We start from the raw sequence: 20413 nt of genomic DNA, 5'->3' as shown, positions 1-20413 counted from the left end.
CTCGATCCCGAAGCCGATGCGTGCGACGCGAGGCCGGCCGAGACCGCTGGCGCGCACCGTTCCCGAAGCGCGATCACGGCGTCGAGGGGGCGCCCGGCTTGGTCGCGCGCAGCACGTCGAGCCGGTACTCGGCGGTTCGCGACTGCGCCAGCACCCGCGCGAAGCCCTTCGCGCCGGCGATGAAGCCTTCGGCCGCGTCGTCGCCGGAAAGCGGGTAGTGGGTGACGCCGAGCCAGTGCACCAGCACGATGTCGGCCTCGGGCAGCACCGCGTTCTCCACCCGTGCGACGAGACGCGCGAGATCGGCCCGGTCGAGGTAGTAGGCCACCTCCGAGATCACGATCAGGTCGAACCGCCCGTCGGGCCATTGCCCCGGAACGGCGGCGAGCTGGAAGCGCGCATTCGCGCAATCGGCGCAGCGGGCGCGGGCCGCCTCGATCACGGAGGGAACCACGTCGAGCCCGACCACGGCATCGCAGCGCTGGCAGAGCTGGTGCGTGAACACCCCGATCGAGCAGCCGACATCGAGAGCGGACGCGTAGCGGGGCCGGGGCAGGGCGGCGAGCGTCGCCTGGTACTTGGCACGCTCGTAGGCGCTCGAGGCGAACTGCCAGGGATCGGCCTCGGTGGCGTACATGCCCTTGAAGTAGTCGGTGTCGAGGGACTTCGCGCGCCGGCCCGTCTCCGTCACAGCCGGCCCTCCCGCCTCGCTCTCCGCACCCGCGGCGGCCGTCATCCCGAGCAGCGTGCCGGCGACGACGCCGCCCCCGGATCGCAGCAGGCTCCGGCGTGACGGTCGCTTGCAGTCGCGCACGATGAACCTCACCCCGTCCGTAGGCCTGTGATGAGCGCAACCGCATCCGCCCGGGACAGTTCCGCCGGAGCCAGCCCGCGTCAGGACGGCCCGATCGACAGCTCATGCCCGATCGACGGCCTGTGCCGGGAGCGTGAACGAGGAACATCGACGCGGCGCATCCCGTTGAGACAGCCGTATTATGGGAGAAAACGCATGGTCGACGTCGCGCAGATCAAGGAACACGCCGAGGTCGTCGGCTCGGACGGAGCCCACGTCGGCACGGTCGATCACGTCGACAAGGGCGAGATCAAGCTGACGAAGAAGGACGCGGCCGCCGGGGGCCTGCACCACTACATCCCGGTCGACTTCGTCCAGGCGGTGGAGGGCGACACCGTCCGCCTCGACCGGCCGGCCGAGGAGGTCAAGCGCGAGTGGTCGACGTCCTGACCCCATGGGATCCGCGGCGCCTGGGCGTCGCGTTCCGTCCCCGCACAGGCCCGAACGCGGTGTCCACGGCGTTCGGCGCAACGGGCGACGAGCCCCCGGCCAACCGCTGCCGGGCTCCGTCATCGACTCCGATGAGCGACCGGGAATGGCATCAACCGTGTTGAGCCGCAATGTCCGATGACGATGCCGAGGCGTTTCTGCGCGAAGTCCGCGCGGCGCTCGCCACCGCTCGCCCCGAGGAACCGTCCCTCGACAGCCTGCAGCGCCTGATGACCTGGCTGCAGACCACCGAGATGGAGGAAGCCCCGCCCGAGGTCGGCCGCGACGGCACGGAGGACGGCGAAGGCGCCGCCCCCGAAGTCTCGGAGCCGTGACAGACGATCGGGACGGAAGGGCTGGGGGAGCGTCGCGCCAGGCCCGGGGAGGCGACCCTGCCCGAGAGGGCAGGCAGGGCCGCCGCAGCGGATCGGGCAGATCTGCTGGCTGCCGAGGCAGTGAAGGCATGGTGCGGCAGACAGGTTGCCGAAGAATGACCGAACGGCGTTCGAATCGGACCGGAGTCGCAGAACCTGCGCAAACGCGTCGATCAACGATCCGTGTGGGGCGGAACGCCGGGCTGGGCGGATCCGTTTCAGCCGCCTCACGGGAGCCTACCATCATGAAGCTCGGTCTCGCCGCCTCTCTGGTCGCCAGCAGCCTTCTCCTCGTCGCCCCCGCACGTGCGCAGGGCACGGCGAACGCGCCCGGCGCGGTGCCGGGGTCGGCGGCCACCGCACCGGCGGCCAATCCCACGGCACCGAAGAGCAAGCCCGCGGCGCCGAAGGCGGATCGCACCGCGCGATCGAAGGAATGCTCGATGCAGGCCGACAAGCAGGGCCTGCACGGCAAGGCGCGCAAGGCCTTCCGGAATTCGTGCAAGCACGGCCGATCCTGATCCGGTCGTCCGGCGCGCCACCTTGATCCCGCTCTCGCCGACCGTGCGTCCGCGACGTTTGCCCATCGGTGATGAGGTCGGCCGGATGCGGCTGTCCCTCCTCGGTGCCTGCATCCTGCTCGCCCTCGGCGGCTGCCAGGATCCGAAGCCCGGCCCCGCCGGCCCGGCCGGGCCGAAGGGCGATGCCGGCCCGCCCGGCCCCCGAGGGGACGCGGGCCTCACCGGCGCGACCGGGCAGCGCGGCGCGACCGGCGACAGGGGCGAGCGCGGCGAGCCCGGTCCCGTCGGCCCCGCCCTCGACGGCCTGGTGCGGCAGGACGTGCTCTGCCGGCGCGACGAGATCCTGATCGGCGCCTATTGCCAAGGCTACGCGGTGCTTCCCTCGGTCACGATCACCGACGGCATCGCCACCGTCGGATGCATGGACCTGCAGTCCAAGCCCGCCAAGAACGCCCGACCGGTCGCGACCTGCCTGAAGAAGCCATGAGCGACCTCCAGTTCTGGCTCTTCCTCGCGGTCGCCATCCCCATCCTGCTCCTGCCGGCTGGGATCGCGGCCTGGAAGGGGCGCAACCTCTGGCCCGTCATCGCCCTGAGCCTCGTGTTCTGGCCGGGCGCGCTGGGTTTGGCCCTGCGGACCAGGCGGCGGTGACGGCGCTGACCGGTACTGCCGTGCATGCCCCCGGCATCGAGCGGACGACGCCGTTGCGCACCATGCGCCGCGATGGTCCGTGGCGCCCTACCGGATGATTTGCACGCCGGCCGATGCGGACGATGCTGGCGGACCCGGGATCACCGAGCCGCGGTCGCGCTCGCGGATGAAGCCGGCGACCGCCTCCGATTGCAGCGGCACCGAGAGGCGCTCGATGTGCGGGTCGTGCGCGAGCGCCTGCGTCGTCGCCCGCACGTTGGCGTAGGGGTTGCCCTCGGCGCTTTCCAGGAAGAAGGCGCGAGTCGATCGATGACGGCATCGAGTTCACGCATCCGTTCGCAAGACGGCGAGGGTTCGGTGCCGCTCCCGATGTCGCCGATGATGTCGCGGGATCGGACGAAGGGCAGAAGGTCAGGAGCCTTTTGAAGAGTAGAATATAGTTCGCCAGCGGCCCCAGATCGGAGATCGTCTTTCTGGCTCGCCGTCTGCATTAAAAATTCCCTCTCGTTGACTTCGGGCGAGGCCGGGCGGATTTTTCGCAGCCCTTCCCGGTCCCGTCAGGCAGGCGTCGGACGCGCGTCCTCGCTCGGGTCGACCGCTTCGGGCGGCTGCACGCGCCATCGCGGCGCGCGGCACCCCGGCCTTCGAACGCCCGAGCGATCAGGAGAGTCCCATGAGCCATCTCCCGCCCGATGCCGTCGAGTTCATCGGCTTCGCGGCTCCTCGCCTGACCTCCGAGATCCATCCGGCGGAGGGTCCGGCGATCGACCGGGACTACCTCGACCGCCTCGCTCAGGCGCACGAGGCCGGCGGCTTCGACCGCATCCTCGTCGCCGCCTACTCGACGGCGCCGGACGCCCTGCTGATCGCGTCCCGGATCGCGGCGGTGACGCGACGGATCGGGCTGATGATCGCCCATCGCACCGGCTTCACCGCGCCGACGGTGGCCGCCCGGCAATTCGCGACGCTCGACCAGCTCACCGGCGGCCGCATCGCCATCCACGCGATCAGCGGCGGCGACGATCGGGACCTGGCACGCGACGGCGATCACCTGAGCAAGGACGAGCGCTACGCCAGGACGCGGGAATTCCTCGACGTCGCGCGCCTGTCCTGGACCGCGGAAACGCCGTTCGACTATTCCGGCAGCTTCTACCAGGTCGAGCAGGGGTTCTCGGAGGTGAAGCCGGTGCGGGCCGACGGCATCCCGGTGTTCTTCGGCGGCGCCTCGCCGGCGGCGCTCGACGTGGCCGGGCGCCATGCCGACACCTACGCCCTCTGGGGCGAGACGCTGGATCAGGTCCGCGACCTCATCGCCCGCGTCCGCGCCGCGGCGGCCCCCTACGGCCGGAATCCGCGCTTCAGCCTGTCGTTCCGGCCGATCCTCGCCGACACGGAGGCGGCGGCCTCGGCGCGGGCCGAGGCGATCCTCGCCAGGACCAGGGCCGTGCGCGCGGCCAGGGGCCTCGGCCCCGCGGCGACCCCGCAGAACGAGGGCGCGCGAAGGCTCCTCGCGGCGGCCGCGAGCGGCACCCGCCTGGACAAGCGCCTCTACACGGCGATCGCCGCCGAGACCGGCGCGGCCGGCAATTCCACCGCGCTCGTCGGCACGCCCGATCAGGTCGCCGAGGCGCTGCTCGACTATCACGACCTCGGCGTGCGCACCTTCCTGATCCGCGGCTTCGATCCGCTGGAGGATGCGATCGGCTACGGTCGCGACCTGCTGCCGGCCTTCCGCGCGCAGCTCGCCAACCGCTCCACCACCGCGGACGCCGCCTGATGCGCGCGCTTCTGACGGTTCTCGCGCTCCTCGTTGCCCTGATCCCCGCCCGGGCCGAGGACGTCCTCCGGGTCGGCGACCAGCGCGGCAACGCACGCGCGCTGATGGAGGCCGCCGGCGTCCTCGACGGGCTGCCCTACCGGCTGGCCTGGAGCGAGTTCCCGGCCGCCGCCCCGTTGCTCGAGGCCCTGAACGCCGGCGCGATCGATGCCGGCGGCGTCGGCGACGCGCCCTTCACCTTCGCCGCCGCCGCGGGCGTTCCGGTCAAGGCCTTCCTCGCCTTCCGGAACCGCCAGGACGGGCTCGCGATCCTGGCGGCGGCGGATTCGCCGATCCGCACGGTCGCCGACCTCAAGGGCAGGCGCATCGCGACGAACCGCGGCTCGATCGGACATCAGGTGGTGCTCGCGGCCCTGGAGGAGGCCGGGCTGCCGGCCGATGCCGTCACCCTGAGCTTCCTGCCGCCGGCCGACGCCAAGATCGCCCTGGCCTCGGGCAGCGTCGACGCCTGGGCGACCTGGGAGCCCTACACTTCCACCGCCGAGCTCGCGGGCCTGGTCCGTGTCGTGCGCGACGGCAACGGCATCACGCCAGGCCTCAGCTTCGCCGTGGCGAGCGACGCCGCGCTGAAGGACAAGCGCGCGCTGCTCGCCGATTTCGGGGAGCGGCTCGCGCGGGCCCGGGCCTGGGCGCTCGCCGACCCCGCCCCCTACGCGAAGGTCTGGTCGAAGCTCATCGGCCTGCCGGAGGCGGTGCCGCTGCGCTGGTTCGGCCGGGCGCAGTACCGCAACGTCCCGATCGACGAGGCCGTGATCGCCGACGAGCAGGCCAACATCGACCTCTACGTGCGCGCAGGCCTGATCCCGAAGGCGCGCGCGCCGCGGGCCGAGGCGATCTTCGACACGGGATTCCCGCAACCGGCTGCGTTACGCTGATCGGCCGACGAGCAGGATTCGAGCGATGCACGATCACCACGACGACCCGCACGACCACCCGCACGCCCAGGCCGAGCCGGGTCCGGGCGCCGAGCGCTGGAAGCACGACGGCGTCCGGGTGATCCCCGGCGACAGGCTCGACGCCAACACGGCGCAGACGCCGGGCATGTTCCGGCAGGCGGCGATCAACCATGCCCGCGTCGGCGCGCAGAAGATCTGGGCCGGCACCGTGGCGATCGAGCCCGACGCCAAGACCGGGGTGCACCATCACGGCGCGCTGGAGAGCGTGATCTTCGTGCTGTCGGGGCGCGCCCGGATGCGCTGGGGCGACCGGCTCGAATACGTCGCCGAAGCGGGCCCCGGCGACTTCATCTTCGTGCCGCCCTACGTGCCGCATCAGGAGATCAACGCCTCGCCCGACGAGACGCTGCAATGCGTGCTCGTGCGCTCCGACAACGAGGCGGTGGTGGTCAACATCCCGGAGGTCGAGCCGGTGGAGCGGCCCGAGACCGTCCACTGGATCGATCCGATCCACAAGCATCCTTGAGGCCCGGCGCCGCGAGCGCTGAAACGGCGCAGGTCGCGGCGCGTTCTGCAATGCGGGCACCCGAGAGGCCCAGCGCGACATTCACCATCGGCCGGCGGGGCGGGACACCTTGAGACAGGACACGATGCGCCTCGGCGCGTTCTTCTACGCCACCGGCCACCACGTGGCGGGCTGGCGCCACCCGTCGAGCGAGGCCGACGGCGGCCTCAACCTCGAGCGCTATGTCGGCTGGGCGCAGCGGGCCGAGGCGGCGAAGTTCGACCTCGTCTTCCTCGAGGACGGCTCCGGCATCCGCGACTCGAACCTGCGCTCGAGCGAGCGGACCGCGCGCTCGGCGCATTTCGAGCCGGTGACGCTGCTGTCGGCGCTGGCCGCCGTCACCAGCCGGATCGGGCTCGTCGCGACCACCTCGACCAGCTTCAACGAGCCCTACAACGTCGCCCGGCGCTTCGCCTCGCTCGACCACCTCAGCGGCGGCCGGGCCGGCTGGAACCTCGTGACCTCCACGACCGACGCCGAGGCCGCCAATTTCGGCGAGGCCGGCATCGCCCGCCACGGCGACCGCTACGCCCGGGCCGAGGAGTTCGTCGACGTGGTGCTGGGCCTGTGGAACACCTGGGACGACGGCGCCGTCGTCATCGATCGCGCCAGCGGCCAGTTCTCGAAGCCGGACGGCTTCCGCCCGCTGAACCATCGCGGCACGCATTTCGAGGTGCGCGGACCGCTCAACATCGCGCGCACGCCGCAGGGCCAGCCGGTGGTGGTGCAGGCGGGCTCGTCGGGGCCGGGCAAGGATCTGGCGGCCCGCACCGCCGAGGTCGTGTTCACTGCCAACCAGACGCTCGCGGAAGCGGTCGAGTTCGCCGGCGACCTCAAGGCGCGCCTGCCGCGGTTCGGCCGCGAGCCCGGCGACCTCAAGGTCATGCCGGGCCTGTTTCCCGTCGTCGGGCGCAGCGAGGCGGAGGCGCGGGCCAAGTTCGAGGCGCTGCAGGACCTGATCGACCCGGTGGTGGGCCTCGCCCTGCTCGAGCGGATGGTCGGCGGCTTCGACCTCTCCGGGTTCGATCCCGACGGCCCGGTGCCGGAGCTGCCGGAGGCCGAGGGCGCCAAGTCGCGCCAGCAGCTGATGTTCGACCTCGCCCGCCGGGAGGGGCTGACCCTGCGCCAGCTCTACCTGCGGATCGCCGGGGCGCGGGGCCACTCGCAGATCGTCGGCACGCCCATGCAGGTCGCCGACGAGATGGAGGCCCGCTTCCGCGCCGGCGGCGCCGACGGCTTCAACATCATGCCCGCGACCCTGCCCGGCGGCCTCGACGACTTCATCGAGCTGGTCCTGCCGGAGCTGCGCCGGCGCGGCCTCGTCCGGACGGAGTACGAGGGCCGCACGCTGCGCGCGCATCTCGGCACGCGTCCGCCCGCGGGCTTCGGCCCGGCGGCGCCGTCCGGCTCGGGCAGCGGCACGAAGGAGGGACGATGAGCCGGGACCGACGCCTGCATCTCGGGGCGTTCATGCGCCCGCTCGGCATCCATACCGCCTGGTGGCGCTATCCCGGCGGGTACCCGGACGCCAACTTCAACCTCGAGCATCTCGTCCACTTCGCCCGCCGGCTGGAGGCGGCGAAGTTCGACGCCTTCTTCATGGCCGACCATCTCGCGGTGATGAACATGCCGCCGGCGGCCTTGCGCCGCTCGGCCACCGTGACCTCGTTCGATCCGCTGACCCTGCTGCCGGCGCTCGCCATGGTCACCGAGCGCATCGGGCTGATCGCCACCGCCTCGACGACCTACAACGAGCCCTACCACGTCGCCCGCAAGTTCGCCTCGCTCGACCACATCTCGAAGGGCCGCGCCGGCTGGAACCTCGTCACCTCGGGCAATCCCGACGAGGCGCACAACTTCGGCCGCGACGCGCATGTCGAGCACGCCACCCGCTACGCCCGCGCCCGCGAGTTCTTCGACGTGGTGACCGGCCTCTGGGACTCGTTCGCCGACGACGCCTTCCGCATGGACCCCGAGGGCGGGCTGTTCTTCGACCCCGACAGGATGCACGTCCTCGATCACCGCGGCGCGTTCCTGAAGGTGAAGGGCCCCCTCAACGTCGCCCGGCCGGTGCAGGGCTGGCCGGTGATCGTGCAGGCCGGCGCCTCCGAAGCCGGACGGCAGATCGCCGCCGAGACCGCCGAGGTCGTGTTCGGGTCGAGCTCAACCCTGGAGGCGGGCCAGTCGTTCTACGCCGACGTGAAGGGACGCATGCCGGCGCTCGGCCGAGACCCGGACCACCTCAAGATCCTGCCCGGCGCCTTCGTGGTGCTGGGCGGGACCGAGGACGAGGCCAGGGCCAAGAAGGCGCGGCTCGACGAGCTCGTCCATCCCGACAGCGGGCTCGCCAACCTCTCGGTGCGCCTCGGCGTCGACGCCTCGGGCTTCGCCCTCGACGCGCCGCTGCCCGAGATCCCCGAGACCAACGCGAGCAAGAGCGGGCAGGCACAGATCGTCGACTACGCCCGCAGGACCGGCGCGACGGTGCGGGAGCTGGCGCGCAAGGTCGGCGGCTACGGCGGCCTTCAGATGGTCGGGACCGCGGCACAGGTCGCCGACCGGATGGAGGAGTGGCTCGACGGCCGGGCCTGCGACGGCTTCAACGTGATGTTCCCCTTCGTGCCGGAAGGCCTCGACGACGTGGTCGACCGGCTGGTGCCGGAACTGCAGCGCCGCGGCCTGTTCCGCCGGGACTACGAGGGCACGACCCTGCGCGACCATCTCGGCCTGCCGCGCCCGGGCAACCGCTTCTTCGCCTGAGGGCGCCCCCGGCAGACGATCCATCCCGGCACGCCCGTGCGCAGGTCCGAGGCGGATCGAAGCGCCGGGCGGCACCGCACGCCCGGATCGCCTCGACAAACCGGACGAAACGCCGTCAGATCGCAGCTCGAGAACCGCGCGGGGTCCCAGGTCGCACGCCAGAAGGAGCGACCGGCGACGTCCCATCGGCGATCCGGGGAGGAGAGTGCGATGCGTCGGAACGCGCTGCTGTCGGCCCTGGCCGTCGCCACGAGCCTGTCCTGCGTCGGCGGGGCCGCCGCCAAGCCGCTCGCCTTCACCGGCATCCGGCTGATCGACGGCCTGTCGGCCGAGCCGGTCGCGGATGCGGTGCTGGTCGTCGACGGCGACCGCATCGTCGCGGCGGGGCCGCGCATGGCGGTCGCGGTGCCGTCCGACGCCGAGATCCGCGAACGGCCCGGGCACACGATCATGCCGGGACTGATCTCCGATCACTCTCACGTCGGCATCGTAAGGGGCGTCGACGTCGGCGCCCGGAACTACACGCGCGAGACCATCCTCGCCCAGCTCGAAGCCTACACCGCCCGGGGCGTCACCACGATCATGGCGCTCGGGCTCAACGGTGCGATCATGCCCGAGATCCGTGCCGAGGCGCATGCGGGTCTCATCCCCGGCGCCGACCTGTTCGGCGTCGACCGCGGCATCGGGGTGCCCGACGGCGGCCCGCCGCAGGCGATGGTGCGCGTCAGCCCGGATCAGCTCTTCCGCCCGGCGAACGCCGACGAGGGCCGCGACGCGGTCCGCGCGATGAAGGCGCGCGGCACCGACATGGTGAAGCTCTGGCTCGACGATTTCGGCGGCTCCGTGCCGGCCAAGATGCAGCCTTCCGTCTACGCGGCGGTGATCGACGAGGCCCATCGCCTCGGCCTGCGGGTCGCGGCCCACGTCCACGATCTCGAGGACGCGCGGGCCGTGGTCCGGGCCGGAGCCGACGTGCTGGCGCACGGCGTCCGCGACAAGCCGGTCGACCCGGACTTCGTCGCGCTGCTGAAGGCGCACGACACCTGGTACATCGCGACCCTGGCCCTCGACGAGGCGACCTTCGCCTACGCCGACGCGCCGGCCTGGGCGCAAACGCCCTTCGTCCGGACGGCGCTCGCGCCCGACCTCAAGGCGCGGTTCGACGACCCCGCCTGGCAGCGCGACACCCGCGCGAGCGCCAAGGCGCAGGCCGCGCGCGACTCGCTGGCCACGAACCTCGCGAACCTCAAGGCGCTCCAGACCGCCGGCGTCCGGATCGGGTTCGGGACCGACAGCGGCGCGGCTCCCGAGCGCGTCCCCGGCGTGGCCGAGCACCGCGAGCTGGCGCTGATGGTGCAGGCCGGGTTCACGCCGATGGAAGCCCTGACCATCGCGACGGCGCGGGCGGCCGACCTCCTCGGCCTCGCCGACCGCGGCCGCCTGGAAGCGGGTCGCCGCGCCGATTTCGTCATGCTCGCCGCCGATCCGTCCGAGGACATCGCCGCCAGCACCCGGATCGTCGAGGTCTGGCAGCGCGGGCGGCCGCAGGCGGTCGCCCCGTCTGCCGCGCCCTGACGGCGCGTCGCAGCGTCGGCATTCTCAGGCGGAGCCTGCGATGCTGCCCCGGCACGCCGGCCGAGGCCGAGTTCTCGCAGGACAAGGGAACCCCGCGTTCGCCGAGGCGGCGACGCGCCGCAGGGGCTCACGCGCCTGTGACGCGGCGGCTTGGCAACAATCGGGGGCGAGGGTGATTGGGCAGGGGCGCCACGGTCCCGGGCGCCCCTTTCATCCCCATACCGACGAGAGATTTATGACGCCTCAATTCTGGCTGTGGCTGGGCTTTGCAGGAATGGCGGCAGGCGCCGCCGTGATCCTGTTCATCGCGAAGCGGCGCACGCCCGCCGAAGAAGCCGACGGGATCATCCACGGAATCGTGCCGATCATCGCGGCCTGCTCCTACTTCGCCATGGCGACGGGCCAGGGTAGCATCACCCTTCCGGCCGGTCCCGATGCGGCGGAGGCTGCGCGGCAGTTCTACTTCGCACGCTACATCGACTGGACCTTCACCACGCCGCTCCTGCTCGTCGGACTCTCGCGCACCGCGATGCATTCCGGCATGCGCCGGCCGGCCGTCGTCTGGGGGCTGATCGGCTCCGACCTGCTCATGATCGTGACGGCCCTGGCCTTCGGCCTGTCCGACGTCGCCGCCGTGAAGTGGACGTGGTTCGCCATCTCCTGCGGCGCGTTCCTGGCCGTGTTCTACGGGATCTTCGTGCAGCTGCGCGAGGAGAACGCCGGCGAGCGGGCCGACGTGCGCAAGGCCTTCCTGCGCAATGCCGTGTTCCTCACCGGGGTGTGGTGCGCCTACCCGGTGGTGCTGCTCGTCGGCCAGGACGGCCTCGGCATCCTGTCGCCGAGCCTCGCGCTGGCGGTGATCGCGATCCTCGATCTCACCGCCAAGGTCGTCTACGGCATCATGGCGACGCTGGAGACGACCCGCGCCGTCGACCGCGACCTGGCGGGGGGGCGGACGGCCACGACGCCGCTGCGCCGGGCGGCCTGATGCTCTTGGCGGCTCGATCGTCCCTCTCCCGCCTCGCGGGGCCCGACGGCGCGAGCCGCCACCGCATCCATGCGGGGGTGACCGGCCTGCCGCAGCTCGCCGCCGCGCTCGTCGCGCTCGGGCTGGTCGCCTCCGCGTTCCTCCCGCGCGAAGCCTCCTGGCTCGTCGCCCTGACGGTCGTCATCGTCCTCGGCGTTCCGCACGGTGCGCTCGACGGCGCGGTGGCGGCCCCGCTGCTGCGCCCGCGCTACGGCCGAGCGTGGTTCGGGGTCTTCGCCGTTCCCTATCTCGGCCTCTCGGCCCTCGTCCTCCTGGCCTGGCAGATCGCCCCGCTGGCGACGCTTGCGGGCTTCCTCGGGTTGTCGGTCCTGCATTTCGGCGAGGAGGATTCGGGCCCGGGCCGACCGTTCGAGGCGCTCGTGCGCGGTGGCCTCCCGATCGCCCTGCCGGCGCTCCTGCATCCGCCCGAGACGGCGGAGATCTTCTCGGCGGTCGCACGGGTGCCGATGCCGTCACTTCCCGCCTGGTGGACGGCCGCCGCCTGGCTCTGGCTCGCCCTCGCGGCGGCCTGGCTCCTCGGCCGTCGCGTGCGGCCGGCGGTGCTGGCCGAGATATCCGTCCTGGCCGCCGCCTTCTGGCTGCTGCCGCCGCTCACCGCGTTCACCCTGTACTTCGTCGTCCTCCATGGCCCCCGGCACATGCGGGCGCTGGTGCGGGACCCGGCGAAGGCGCCCGGCGTCGACACGATGCCGCGCGCCGTCCGCGCCGCGCTGCCGGTCTTCGCGTTGACGCTGCTGCTCGGCGCGGGGCTGTGGCCGCTCTACGCCGCCGGCGCCGCGGATGCGCCGGCCAACCTCCTGACCCTGACGCTCCAGATGCTGTCCGCCCTGACCGTGCCGCACGTCCTCCTCGACCGCATCGCAAGCCGGTCGCACGGCTGATCCCGGAGCCGTCGATGCGCGGATCGCGCGGCGATCCGATCGGATCCGGCTCCGGGCTCGCTCGAGGGACCTCGGCATCGATCACCTACGGCATCGATCCTCTCGCGCCGGCCACTGTAGGCGAGCGCGGCGACGCGCAGCGATCATCACCGCGATCGCCCAGTGTCGGACAGCTCCGAACGCACGCGCGACTTCGCGGCAAGTGCATTCGACCGACGTCCCGAAGTCGCCATCGGCGGACGATCAGAGCCGCCGAGTGACTTTTGCCACACTCCCGACGCAAAAGCCGAGCTTGCAAGTCCCGTCGGCTGTCACCGGTCTTGGCTTGGCAGTACATTGGCGCAGCGTCGGTCGGAGCGTGCTTCGATCGGGCCGCAGGACATGGGACGCTCGGGATCATGATCATGGATGGTGGGCGTGCCGATGCCGGCGCGATGGACCGGACCGCTCGGCTTCGGACGGCGCTTCTGAGCCGCAGGTCGTTCCTGGCCGGCTCGGCGGTCGGCCTCGGCGCCCTCGGCCTCGGCAGCTGCGCGACCACCGACGGCATCCTGCTGGCCGAGGCAGCCAAGACCTACGGGCCGATGCCGGACGAGAAGTTCCCGATCCCAGCGGTCGACATCAGCAAGGTCGACCCGAAATACTATCGCCGGACGGTACGCTACGAGACCAAGGAAGCGCCCGGCACGATCGTCGTCGATCCCGCCAACTACTACGTCTACCGCATCGAGGGCGACGGAGCCGCGACCCGCTACGGCGCCAATGTCGGGCGCGACGGGTTCCTCTGGCACGGCGACGCCTATGTCGGCCGCAAGTCGGAGTGGGCGACCTGGACGCCACCCAAGGAGATGATCCGGCGCCAGCCGGAGGCGGCCCAATACGCCCGCGGCATGCCGGGCGGCCTCGACAACCCGCTGGGCGCCCGCACCCTGCATCTCTACCAGAACGGCGCCTACACGCTCTACACGATCTACGCCTCGAGCGAGCCCGACACGATCGGCACCGGCATCACGAGCGGCTGCGTCGGCCTGCTCAGCCAGGACATGATCCACCTCTACGCCCGGACGCCGGTGAAGACCAAGGTGGTCGTCCTTCCGGCGTAGCCGAACGTTCGACCCTGCCCGGGAGGCCGAGCCGGCGCGCGGTCTCGCGGCGGCGGTCTGCGCCGCGCCAGGAAGGCGGGAAGACAGGCGGAAGGGGTGTCTGAGACACCCTGCGCCAGGACGCGTCACCGGGATATCGGCCGCCGGCACTGGAGGTGTTCGTGCCGGCCATCACCGCTTGGCCGGCTACGCTCGGTCGTTGTCGCGCCCGGCACCCGGTCCTCGTCACGAGCTCGCCTGGGGCGAACCAGCGCCCATGCAGCGGGACGACCGGCTCGTATCGGGATTCCTCGGCGCACGACCCTTCGCGGTTCAGGCGAGATGGCGCCCTTCCGCCAAGCCGAACTGGAGATAATGGTGCAGCGGATCCATGCCGGCCGCCGCCACGTCCGGGTTGGCGGCCAGGTATGCGGCCGTGTGGAACGCCGCGCTCGGGTCTCGGCCCTGGAACCATCCCGACTGCTCGTAGTGCAACAGCGGGTTGGTGCCGGATGCCGCCACGTCCGGGTTGGCGGCAAGGTAGCCGGTCGTCGAGAAGTAGGCGTCCGGGTCGCGGCCCTCCCGGGCGCCGTATGTGAGGTAGTGCGTGAAGGCAAACGAATCGGCGGTCGCGGTCTGCGTACGGGCGGCGGTGGCCACATCCGCGTTCGTGGCGAGGTAATAGGTCGCGTCGAAGTCGCCGTAGAGGTGGTGGCCGCCGCCTTGGGCGATCGTCAGCCCGGGAAACGCGGCGCGGCCTTCCGCCTGGCCGTAGCCGAGGTAGTGCGCCAGCGGGTCGACCTTCGCGGCAGCGACGTCCGGGTTCGCCGCGAGGTAGGCCTCGCCCGAGAAGCCCGGGCCGGGGCTGCGGCCCTCGCGCCAACCGAACATGTCGTAATGGGTCAGCGGGTTGACGCCAGCGGCAGCGACGTCGGGGTTGGCGGCAAGGTAGGCCGCGGTCGAGAAGAATGCGTTCGGATCGCGGCCCTCGTGCCAGCCGTACTGTGCGTAGTGCTGTTCGGGATCGACGTGGGCGCGCCAGACGTCGAGGTTGTGCGCGTCGTAGTAGAGGTCGTCGACGAGAGCCGATCCACGAGCCTCGTCTATCGTGCCGTCGGTGAAATGAAGGTGGCCGATGCCGGTGACATCGTGCACCATGCCATCCGGTCCCGTCAGCAGGGCATCACCATTGCGATAACCGACATTTGCCTGCGTGAACGCGAAAGCGAAGGTCGCGTCGGACGCTGGCGCAGGCGCGGCGGCGGTAACAGTAAGGGTGCTCGAGGCTGCGCCGCCATGACCATCACCTGCGATATACGTAAAGAACTCGGCACCTGCAGCCTGAGATAGGTAGCTGTAATGACCGTCCGATCCGATCGTGAGGATACCATGCTGGCTTGCGATCGTGACTTCACCTGTGTTCGCAACGTAATAAGTCGTTCCGGCGTTCGTACGCACGGTCGTGACATGCAAAGCATTGCCGCCTAAACTGATGTCGTTGGCGAGCAGGTTCCCTGTCGCGATGGTGTGCGCGCTGAGCGTAAGGGCGTCAGCCTTCGCAATCGGCGTGCTGGCCACGGTGAAGTCGAACGAGACCGGCACCGCGGCGTTGCCGGCACAATCGGTCGCGGATGCCGTGACCGTGTGCGCACCGAGGCCGAAGGTCTGGCCGGACACGACGACAGCTTGGCCCTCCCTGAACACCACCGGATCGGCTCCATCGACGGCATCGTTGGACGCGGCCGTGAAGACGACCGGCGCACCGGCCGCGGAGGTCGCCTCGACCTGGGCGGACGGCCGCGCGCTGAGGGTCAGGTTGGGGCGCGTGGTATCGGCCACGGTGAAGTCGAACGCGATCGGCACCGCGGCGTTGCCGGCACGATCGGTCGCGGACGCGACGACCGTGTGCGCACCGAGGCCGAAGGTCTGGCCGGACACGACGACGGCTTGGCCTTCCTTGAACACCACCGGATCGGCTCCGTCGACCGCATCGGTGGACGCGGCCGCGAAGACGACCGGCGCACCGGCCGCGGATGTCGCCTCGACCTGAGCGGGCGGCCGCGCGCCGAGGGTCAGGATTGGGGATGTGAAATCGGAGACGACAGAGAGGCCACGGGCGTCGACCCAAGCGGGCATGTTTTGGTCGTCGTAGACAGCCGCACCGATGCCTGGAAGATTCGTCAGAGCGATACGATCGCCGCCCCAGCCATAAAACAGCTTTTCTCCAGCCACCACCTCATGATCGAAGGTCAATAAAAGCTTGTTGTTCCCCAATAGATCCGCCCGAACCGCAACCGCATCGGGGGAAGCATCGGTGTAATCGGCGCGCAGGCTCCAGCCGGCACCGAGGCGCGCGCTGGAACTCAGCGGAAGCAAACCGGATGCAGCGTCGAATTGGAACGTCAGCACGACTTGCCGAGAATGTCCGAAAACGGCATTCGCAAAAACAACCTGTGGCCCGGCATCGTCAATGTTTCCACCGGCCAGAGCGAGCGGCGAGCCCGACAGCGCAGACGCTCGAAATTCTTCGGCGACGCCGAGCGCGATGCGATGAGCCCACTGTGCACTATCAGCCTGATTGCCGTGAAGGCTTCCAGGCAATACAGGCTTTGTCACATCCAGATTGACGTCCATATCGACGTCGCTGGATTGACTTACCGCAAACGCCGCATTGAATTTCGAGTCTTCGGTGAGCCGTGTTTGGCCGACGCGGATATCCTGGTTCTTTATAGCTCCTTGAAAAGGGATCGCGTTGACGAAGAGATAGGGCGTCGTACCCGCATCCTGCCCGAGCGTGGCGCGGACGAGACCCGCTTCGTAACGGACAGCACTTTCCCACAGGTCGGTCGTAAGACCTGAATTTAGGCTGTCATTCTCGTTATGCAACCAGACTATTGCGGTGGGATTGGCGCGGTCTGCAGCGCTCAACTTTCCGAGAGCGCTCAGCAGCCCGAGCTCCTGGACGTTGGCAGTCCACCCTTTCGTATAATCCCCGCCGTTCGCCGTCAGCCAGTTGGTCGTTAGACCGGTCCCGCCCCATTCCGTGTTGGATCCATCGGAGTTGTTCCAATCCCCGACGATATTGACCTTGTGACTAATGCCGTCAAATCCTAGCAGATGTTCGATGTCCTCTTTGATGACCGGCATCAGACCATTTGTTGTGATATAGCGCGCGTTAGATTGCCCCCGTATGACAACGTTGATAGTCGACGATGCAGGCACATCGCCGGTCTTGGCCACATCGGCATCGGGAACAAAACCCTTGTTCAACCCATCCGTGGTCATGCTCGTTGTGAGAGGTCGAGGAGAAGAACTCGCGAGCCCATCCGGCGATGCGACGACGACAGTGTATGAACCGGCGGTTACGCTGCTAAAACTATAATGGCCGCTCGAGTCCGAAGTCGTGGTGAGCAAAGCGTGGCCGCTCGAGTCGAAAAGCGCCACGCTTGCTTGGCGAATTCCCGTCTCTCCGGCGCTCAGAAGCCCGTCGCCATTGCTGTCGCTGTAGATAGTTCCGCCGATGATGATATGGTCCGGGCTTCCCGAAAGTGCTAGATTTCTCGACCCCGTATTGGCACCTGCAGCCAAGACAATGGACTGCGAGGAGAAGGCATTCGTCGCGGTGCCGCCAGTCGGCGCCACGGAGTATGAGTAGGTTCCCGGCTTCAGGCCCGCAAAGCTGAAAACGCCATCGAGCGTCGCGTTGCTGTAGTCGTGATGACTGCTCGTTGTCGTGTCGACCACGGATCCATTGCTATCACGCAGAGTGACGATAGCACCGCTGAGCGACGCCTCCCCCGCATCATATTTCCCATTTCCATTTGCATCGACGAAAACGACGCCACGGAAAGCAGCGGTGGAATTCATGCCTTCGTTAAAGATGGTCGTCGCATTCTGATATGCGTATATATTATCAACCGACGTATATCCTGTTCGCAACTCAAAATCACCGACAGTTCCCCTGAGGAACGGACCGGATGTCACCTGAGCGATCAAAGGTTTGAAGTGGAGGCTGTAAATCCCATCGTCGAGACCGTCGAAGACGTAAGCTCCGCTCGCCGACGTCGTTTGCGTGGCGATCCGATTCCCGGTGCTGTCGAGGAGATCAACGACAAGGCCTGAGACGGCAGCTTCGCCTGTATCCTTGATGCCGTTGGCGTTCGGATCGGCAAAAGCGATCCCAGAGATCTTTGCGCTTGCGGTCATCGGTCCCTACGTATTTTTTCTTAGAATTTCACGGCGTCCTCGAATCGCCGCTCCGGAAAGGGATAAATGCACATTGCAATATCGTGCAAGACCCGAAGGTGACATAATCGGGGCCCTTGCGAGTGGTCCGCCCTGAAGCATGATGATCGCGCCGGCGCAGGATGAAACCGATGGCGTATCTTGTCCCGGCATTCGGTGGAGCGGGTTCGACCTGAAGGGGCCGGGCTCGGCGGACCACGCTCGCAGATGGCCTCTCAGGGCGTGAGGCCGCGCAGGGCCATGGCGCGGCGGCCAAGGTCGTCGGCGCTCTGACGAAGTCGGGCGGGTGAGACCGCATCACCGGATCGAAGGCGCTTCGCGACCAAGCGCAGTCGATGCCGAGCGGGCGCAGGCCATGCTCGAAAGCTCCGGCAATCGGGCGGTGACGCCTGCCACCGCGCGCCGGTTCGCCGACGTTGGTGCGGCAGCGTATCCGCCTCGGCGGCGGCTATCGGCGGGATCACCTGCGCGCCTTCGCCCAGCGGGTGGAGGTCCGAGAGGCCGAAGCTCGCATCATGAGATCGAAGGGAGAGTCGCTTCGCACGCTCACCGCCGTTTCTAGCGGGAGATCGGCATGCCCAGCTTGGGACTGAAGTGGCGGAAGGGGGGGCCGATACCGGACTTTGATTTTTTTATTGGGTTTTTTCGATTTTATCGGGCGTGCCCAAGCATTTGCCAAAGCGGAGTGGTCACGCTTTTGTTCGGGGGGTGGTTAACTGGAGGTTAGGAGTGGAGATAGGTGGAACTGTAACGCCAGGGTTATGACCCAGCAAATTCTCAACCCGATAGAACAGCTAAGCCATTGTCAGCGCATGCGCTTCAGCTTCACGCGCACACCGAATGGACACGATCATGCGTACAATGCCAAGGGCGGCTGGAAGCGCTCAGCGATGACCTCTCGCACGTCGCGTTTCACTGCATGTGGATCGGCGTGGAAACATGACCTTGGCCGATCCGTGCCTAACTTTATGACGCAGTGAGAAAATCCGAGTTTCCAGTGGGGTCGCGATCGGCGCCGGGCGTGAGCCCATCTCTCAAAGTATTTTGGCCACCATCGCGGTGATTTAACAGAGTTGAAGGAGGGGCATGCTTCGAAGCCGATCCTAAATTGGCGATCCGCGAGTTCAAATTCCGCCGATCGGATCGTTGGGAGGCGACGCGCACCCTCATCGCGCACACGCACCGAGGCTGGCTGCCGGCGTTGGCGTGCTCTCGGCTGCGAATTCCGAGCCCAGGGATGCCAGCTCGGAACGGAGTTCATCGGCCCGCCGTCGATGATGCTGTGCGACTTGGCGTATGGCATCCGCCGCGCTGTCGGTATCCAGATCGTCGGCGAGCGCTGCTTGCTGATCCGCCATAGCCTCGAGTTCCGCTATGCTGAAGGCTATCTGCCTCACCAGTCCGAGCATGATGTCACGCCCCGCATTGCACAGTGGATAGGGTGCGATGCAACATGCAACTATCAGTCCAAGTCTGTAAATAGATCACGATCGATCGCTCCACGACAAAGGTACGGCCAGTATGTGGACGCATAGGACACCGTCCAGAGGGGCCGCTCGGCAAGCATCGACGCGGACGGATGCTCGTCGCGGATCGAGTTGCCCACGCGTTGCACACGATCACGGTCGATCGTCGCCGTTTGAGCGGACGTCATCGCACCACGGTAGTACTGGTTGCGGACCAGCGCAGAGCGCTCCGCGCTGTTCGGAGGGAGGCGCGAACGATCGTCGGTGCAGCGCGAGGTGGGTGCATTGCGCGGCACAGAGCGGGATAGAGAAGGCTCGGCAAGACGTGATGTCTGCTCTTCGTCCGCCCCGGCGGGAAGTCATCGCCGGATCAGGGTAAGCGCGGGGGCGGTGACGGCAGCTCCGGCGGGGCTGGTCCGGCATGCGGGTCCGGTGCACGGCCCGGAGATGGGAACGACGCTCGCCTGTTCGCTTGAAGGATTTTTCCGACGGCGATGCCCAACGGAACGGACATCAGCAACCAACTGCGAAGGAATCGAAGAAGCCGGAGCATGGGCATGGTTCCGTACTGCCAAGGTGTGCGATGGACGATCGATCCGGTCGTCCTCCCGGAATCGTGGTGACACCGGACGAGCGGTGATCGCGACCCTGCGGGCCGCCCAACGGGGGATACCCGCACGGTGCGCAGCCATGGCACAAATCGCAGCGGGGCTGAGCGTTCGACCGCCGAAGGGTCGGGAAACGCGCTCACGCACGCCGCCCCTATCGAGGCATCTCGTCCTTCACCATCCTCCCGGGGGCCAACGCGAGGGCGAAGGCGGCCGTGACTCCGACCCAGCATCCGGCGATCTTCACCGCGACGTCTTCGAAACGGCCGTGGCGCGTCGCCTCGACCATCTGGAGCGCCTCCATGGCGCCGGCGACGACCGATAGGATCACGAGAATCTGCCAGCGGCGATGGGGATATCCGAAGGCGAACAGGAAGCTGACCGCGGCGTAGGCCCCGAAGCGTTCGAGGGCCGCCGGGGCGTCGGTTACGGGGCGAAGGCCGATTGGCGCGAGGGTCGCGACGATCACGCCCACCAGGAGTGACCATCCGAGGATGCGCGAAGCTGTGGTCATGGGAGGAAATCCGGTCGCTTTGGCGGAACGGCAGAGGAAACGGCGGTCGGCCCTTCAATTGGCCGCCGGATCCACGGAGACACCGAGCGGCGGCGGCGCTGCGTGCGT

The 20413-nt window shown here is 68.8% G+C and carries 18 protein-coding genes; 14 read left to right on the top strand and 4 right to left on the bottom strand.

Translation table 11 applies throughout. The features are described from left to right. Nucleotides 1-73: 73 nt before the first annotated feature. On the bottom strand, nucleotides 74-736 hold the full coding sequence (locus MKK55_RS06380) for an SAM-dependent methyltransferase (RefSeq protein WP_243933845.1): 663 nt from the start codon (nucleotides 734-736) through the stop codon (nucleotides 74-76). Between the two features lie 273 nt (nucleotides 737-1009). Between MKK55_RS06380 and MKK55_RS06375 the strand changes: the two genes are divergently transcribed. The 5 genes from MKK55_RS06375 (at nucleotide 1010) to MKK55_RS06355 (ending at nucleotide 2828) form a co-directional block, all read left to right on the top strand. Then, entirely contained in the window at nucleotides 1010-1243 is a 234-nt protein-coding gene (locus MKK55_RS06375) for a DUF2171 domain-containing protein (protein ID WP_243933815.1), read from the top strand. 170 nt (nucleotides 1244-1413) lie between these two features. Beyond that, nucleotides 1414-1617, top strand: coding sequence for a hypothetical protein (locus tag MKK55_RS06370; protein WP_147844186.1), 204 nt, complete (start codon nucleotides 1414-1416; stop codon nucleotides 1615-1617). A gap of 284 nt (nucleotides 1618-1901) precedes the next feature. Beyond that, complete coding sequence (locus MKK55_RS06365; protein WP_243933814.1) at nucleotides 1902-2177, top strand: PsiF family protein; 276 nt, start codon at nucleotides 1902-1904, stop codon at nucleotides 2175-2177. Between the two features lie 85 nt (nucleotides 2178-2262). Next, nucleotides 2263-2664 carry a hypothetical protein gene (locus tag MKK55_RS29010; RefSeq protein ID WP_279596018.1) on the top strand — a complete coding sequence of 134 codons (402 nt, stop codon included), beginning with the start codon at nucleotides 2263-2265 and terminating at the stop codon, nucleotides 2662-2664. After that, nucleotides 2661-2828 carry a hypothetical protein gene (locus tag MKK55_RS06355; RefSeq protein WP_187275395.1) on the top strand — a complete coding sequence of 56 codons (168 nt, stop codon included), beginning with the start codon at nucleotides 2661-2663 and terminating at the stop codon, nucleotides 2826-2828. Before MKK55_RS29010 ends, MKK55_RS06355 begins: the two co-directional genes overlap by 4 nt. 87 nt (nucleotides 2829-2915) lie before the next feature. Here MKK55_RS06355 and MKK55_RS06350 read toward each other — a convergent pair whose 3' ends face one another. Next, the gene (locus MKK55_RS06350; protein WP_243933813.1) at nucleotides 2916-3083 is read right to left on the bottom strand and encodes a hypothetical protein; all 168 of its coding nucleotides are present in this window, start codon (nucleotides 3081-3083) and stop codon (nucleotides 2916-2918) included. Between the two features lie 418 nt (nucleotides 3084-3501). On the opposite strand from MKK55_RS06350, the gene MKK55_RS06345 reads away from it, so the two are divergent. The 9 genes from MKK55_RS06345 to MKK55_RS06305 all read left to right on the top strand — a co-directional run bounded on the left by MKK55_RS06345 (nucleotide 3502) and on the right by MKK55_RS06305 (nucleotide 13493). Continuing rightward, nucleotides 3502-4605, top strand: a complete 1104-nt coding sequence (locus MKK55_RS06345) for an LLM class flavin-dependent oxidoreductase (protein ID WP_243933812.1) — start codon at nucleotides 3502-3504, stop codon at nucleotides 4603-4605. After that, the gene (locus MKK55_RS06340) at nucleotides 4605-5540 is read left to right on the top strand and encodes an ABC transporter substrate-binding protein (protein WP_243933811.1); all 936 of its coding nucleotides are present in this window, start codon (nucleotides 4605-4607) and stop codon (nucleotides 5538-5540) included. The genes MKK55_RS06345 and MKK55_RS06340 overlap by 1 nt, the downstream gene beginning before the upstream one ends. A 25-nt stretch (nucleotides 5541-5565) precedes the next feature. Beyond that, on the top strand, nucleotides 5566-6087 hold the full coding sequence (locus MKK55_RS06335) for a cupin domain-containing protein (RefSeq protein WP_147726206.1): 522 nt from the start codon (nucleotides 5566-5568) through the stop codon (nucleotides 6085-6087). Nucleotides 6088-6196: 109 nt separating this feature from the next. Beyond that, entirely contained in the window at nucleotides 6197-7564 is a 1368-nt protein-coding gene (locus MKK55_RS06330) for an LLM class flavin-dependent oxidoreductase (RefSeq protein ID WP_147841575.1), read from the top strand. Continuing rightward, entirely contained in the window at nucleotides 7561-8886 is a 1326-nt protein-coding gene (locus MKK55_RS06325; RefSeq protein WP_243933810.1) for an LLM class flavin-dependent oxidoreductase, read from the top strand. The genes MKK55_RS06330 and MKK55_RS06325 overlap by 4 nt, the downstream gene beginning before the upstream one ends. 210 nt (nucleotides 8887-9096) lie before the next feature. Further along, nucleotides 9097-10461: an amidohydrolase family protein gene (locus MKK55_RS06320; RefSeq protein WP_243933809.1), complete on the top strand. Its 1365-nt coding sequence runs from the start codon at nucleotides 9097-9099 to the stop codon at nucleotides 10459-10461. 235 nt (nucleotides 10462-10696) lie between these two features. Then, nucleotides 10697-11449, top strand: coding sequence for a bacteriorhodopsin (locus MKK55_RS06315; RefSeq protein WP_243933808.1), 753 nt, complete (start codon nucleotides 10697-10699; stop codon nucleotides 11447-11449). Next, a complete protein-coding gene (locus tag MKK55_RS06310; protein ID WP_243933807.1) occupies nucleotides 11449-12390 on the top strand; it encodes a Brp/Blh family beta-carotene 15,15'-dioxygenase in 942 nt (313 codons plus the stop codon). Before MKK55_RS06315 ends, MKK55_RS06310 begins: the two co-directional genes overlap by 1 nt. A 398-nt stretch (nucleotides 12391-12788) precedes the next feature. Beyond that, nucleotides 12789-13493 (top strand): L,D-transpeptidase, encoded by a 705-nt coding sequence (locus tag MKK55_RS06305; RefSeq protein WP_147841580.1) that lies wholly within the window; start codon nucleotides 12789-12791, stop codon nucleotides 13491-13493. Between the two features lie 312 nt (nucleotides 13494-13805). On the opposite strand, the gene MKK55_RS06300 is transcribed toward MKK55_RS06305, so the two are convergent. Together MKK55_RS06300 and MKK55_RS06295 are read right to left on the bottom strand one after the other, a co-directional pair. Beyond that, complete coding sequence (locus tag MKK55_RS06300) at nucleotides 13806-17678, bottom strand: SdrD B-like domain-containing protein (protein WP_243933805.1); 3873 nt, start codon at nucleotides 17676-17678, stop codon at nucleotides 13806-13808. A 2267-nt stretch (nucleotides 17679-19945) separates the two neighbouring features. Next, the gene (locus MKK55_RS06295; RefSeq protein WP_147841583.1) at nucleotides 19946-20305 is read right to left on the bottom strand and encodes a VanZ family protein; all 360 of its coding nucleotides are present in this window, start codon (nucleotides 20303-20305) and stop codon (nucleotides 19946-19948) included. Nucleotides 20306-20413 lie beyond the last annotated feature (108 nt).

The organism is Methylobacterium sp. J-059 (assembly GCF_022829485.1).
Taxonomy (GTDB): domain Bacteria; phylum Pseudomonadota; class Alphaproteobacteria; order Rhizobiales; family Beijerinckiaceae; genus Methylobacterium.
Note: the sequence above shows the minus strand (reverse complement) of the source record. Positions and strands in the feature narration are given on the sequence as shown.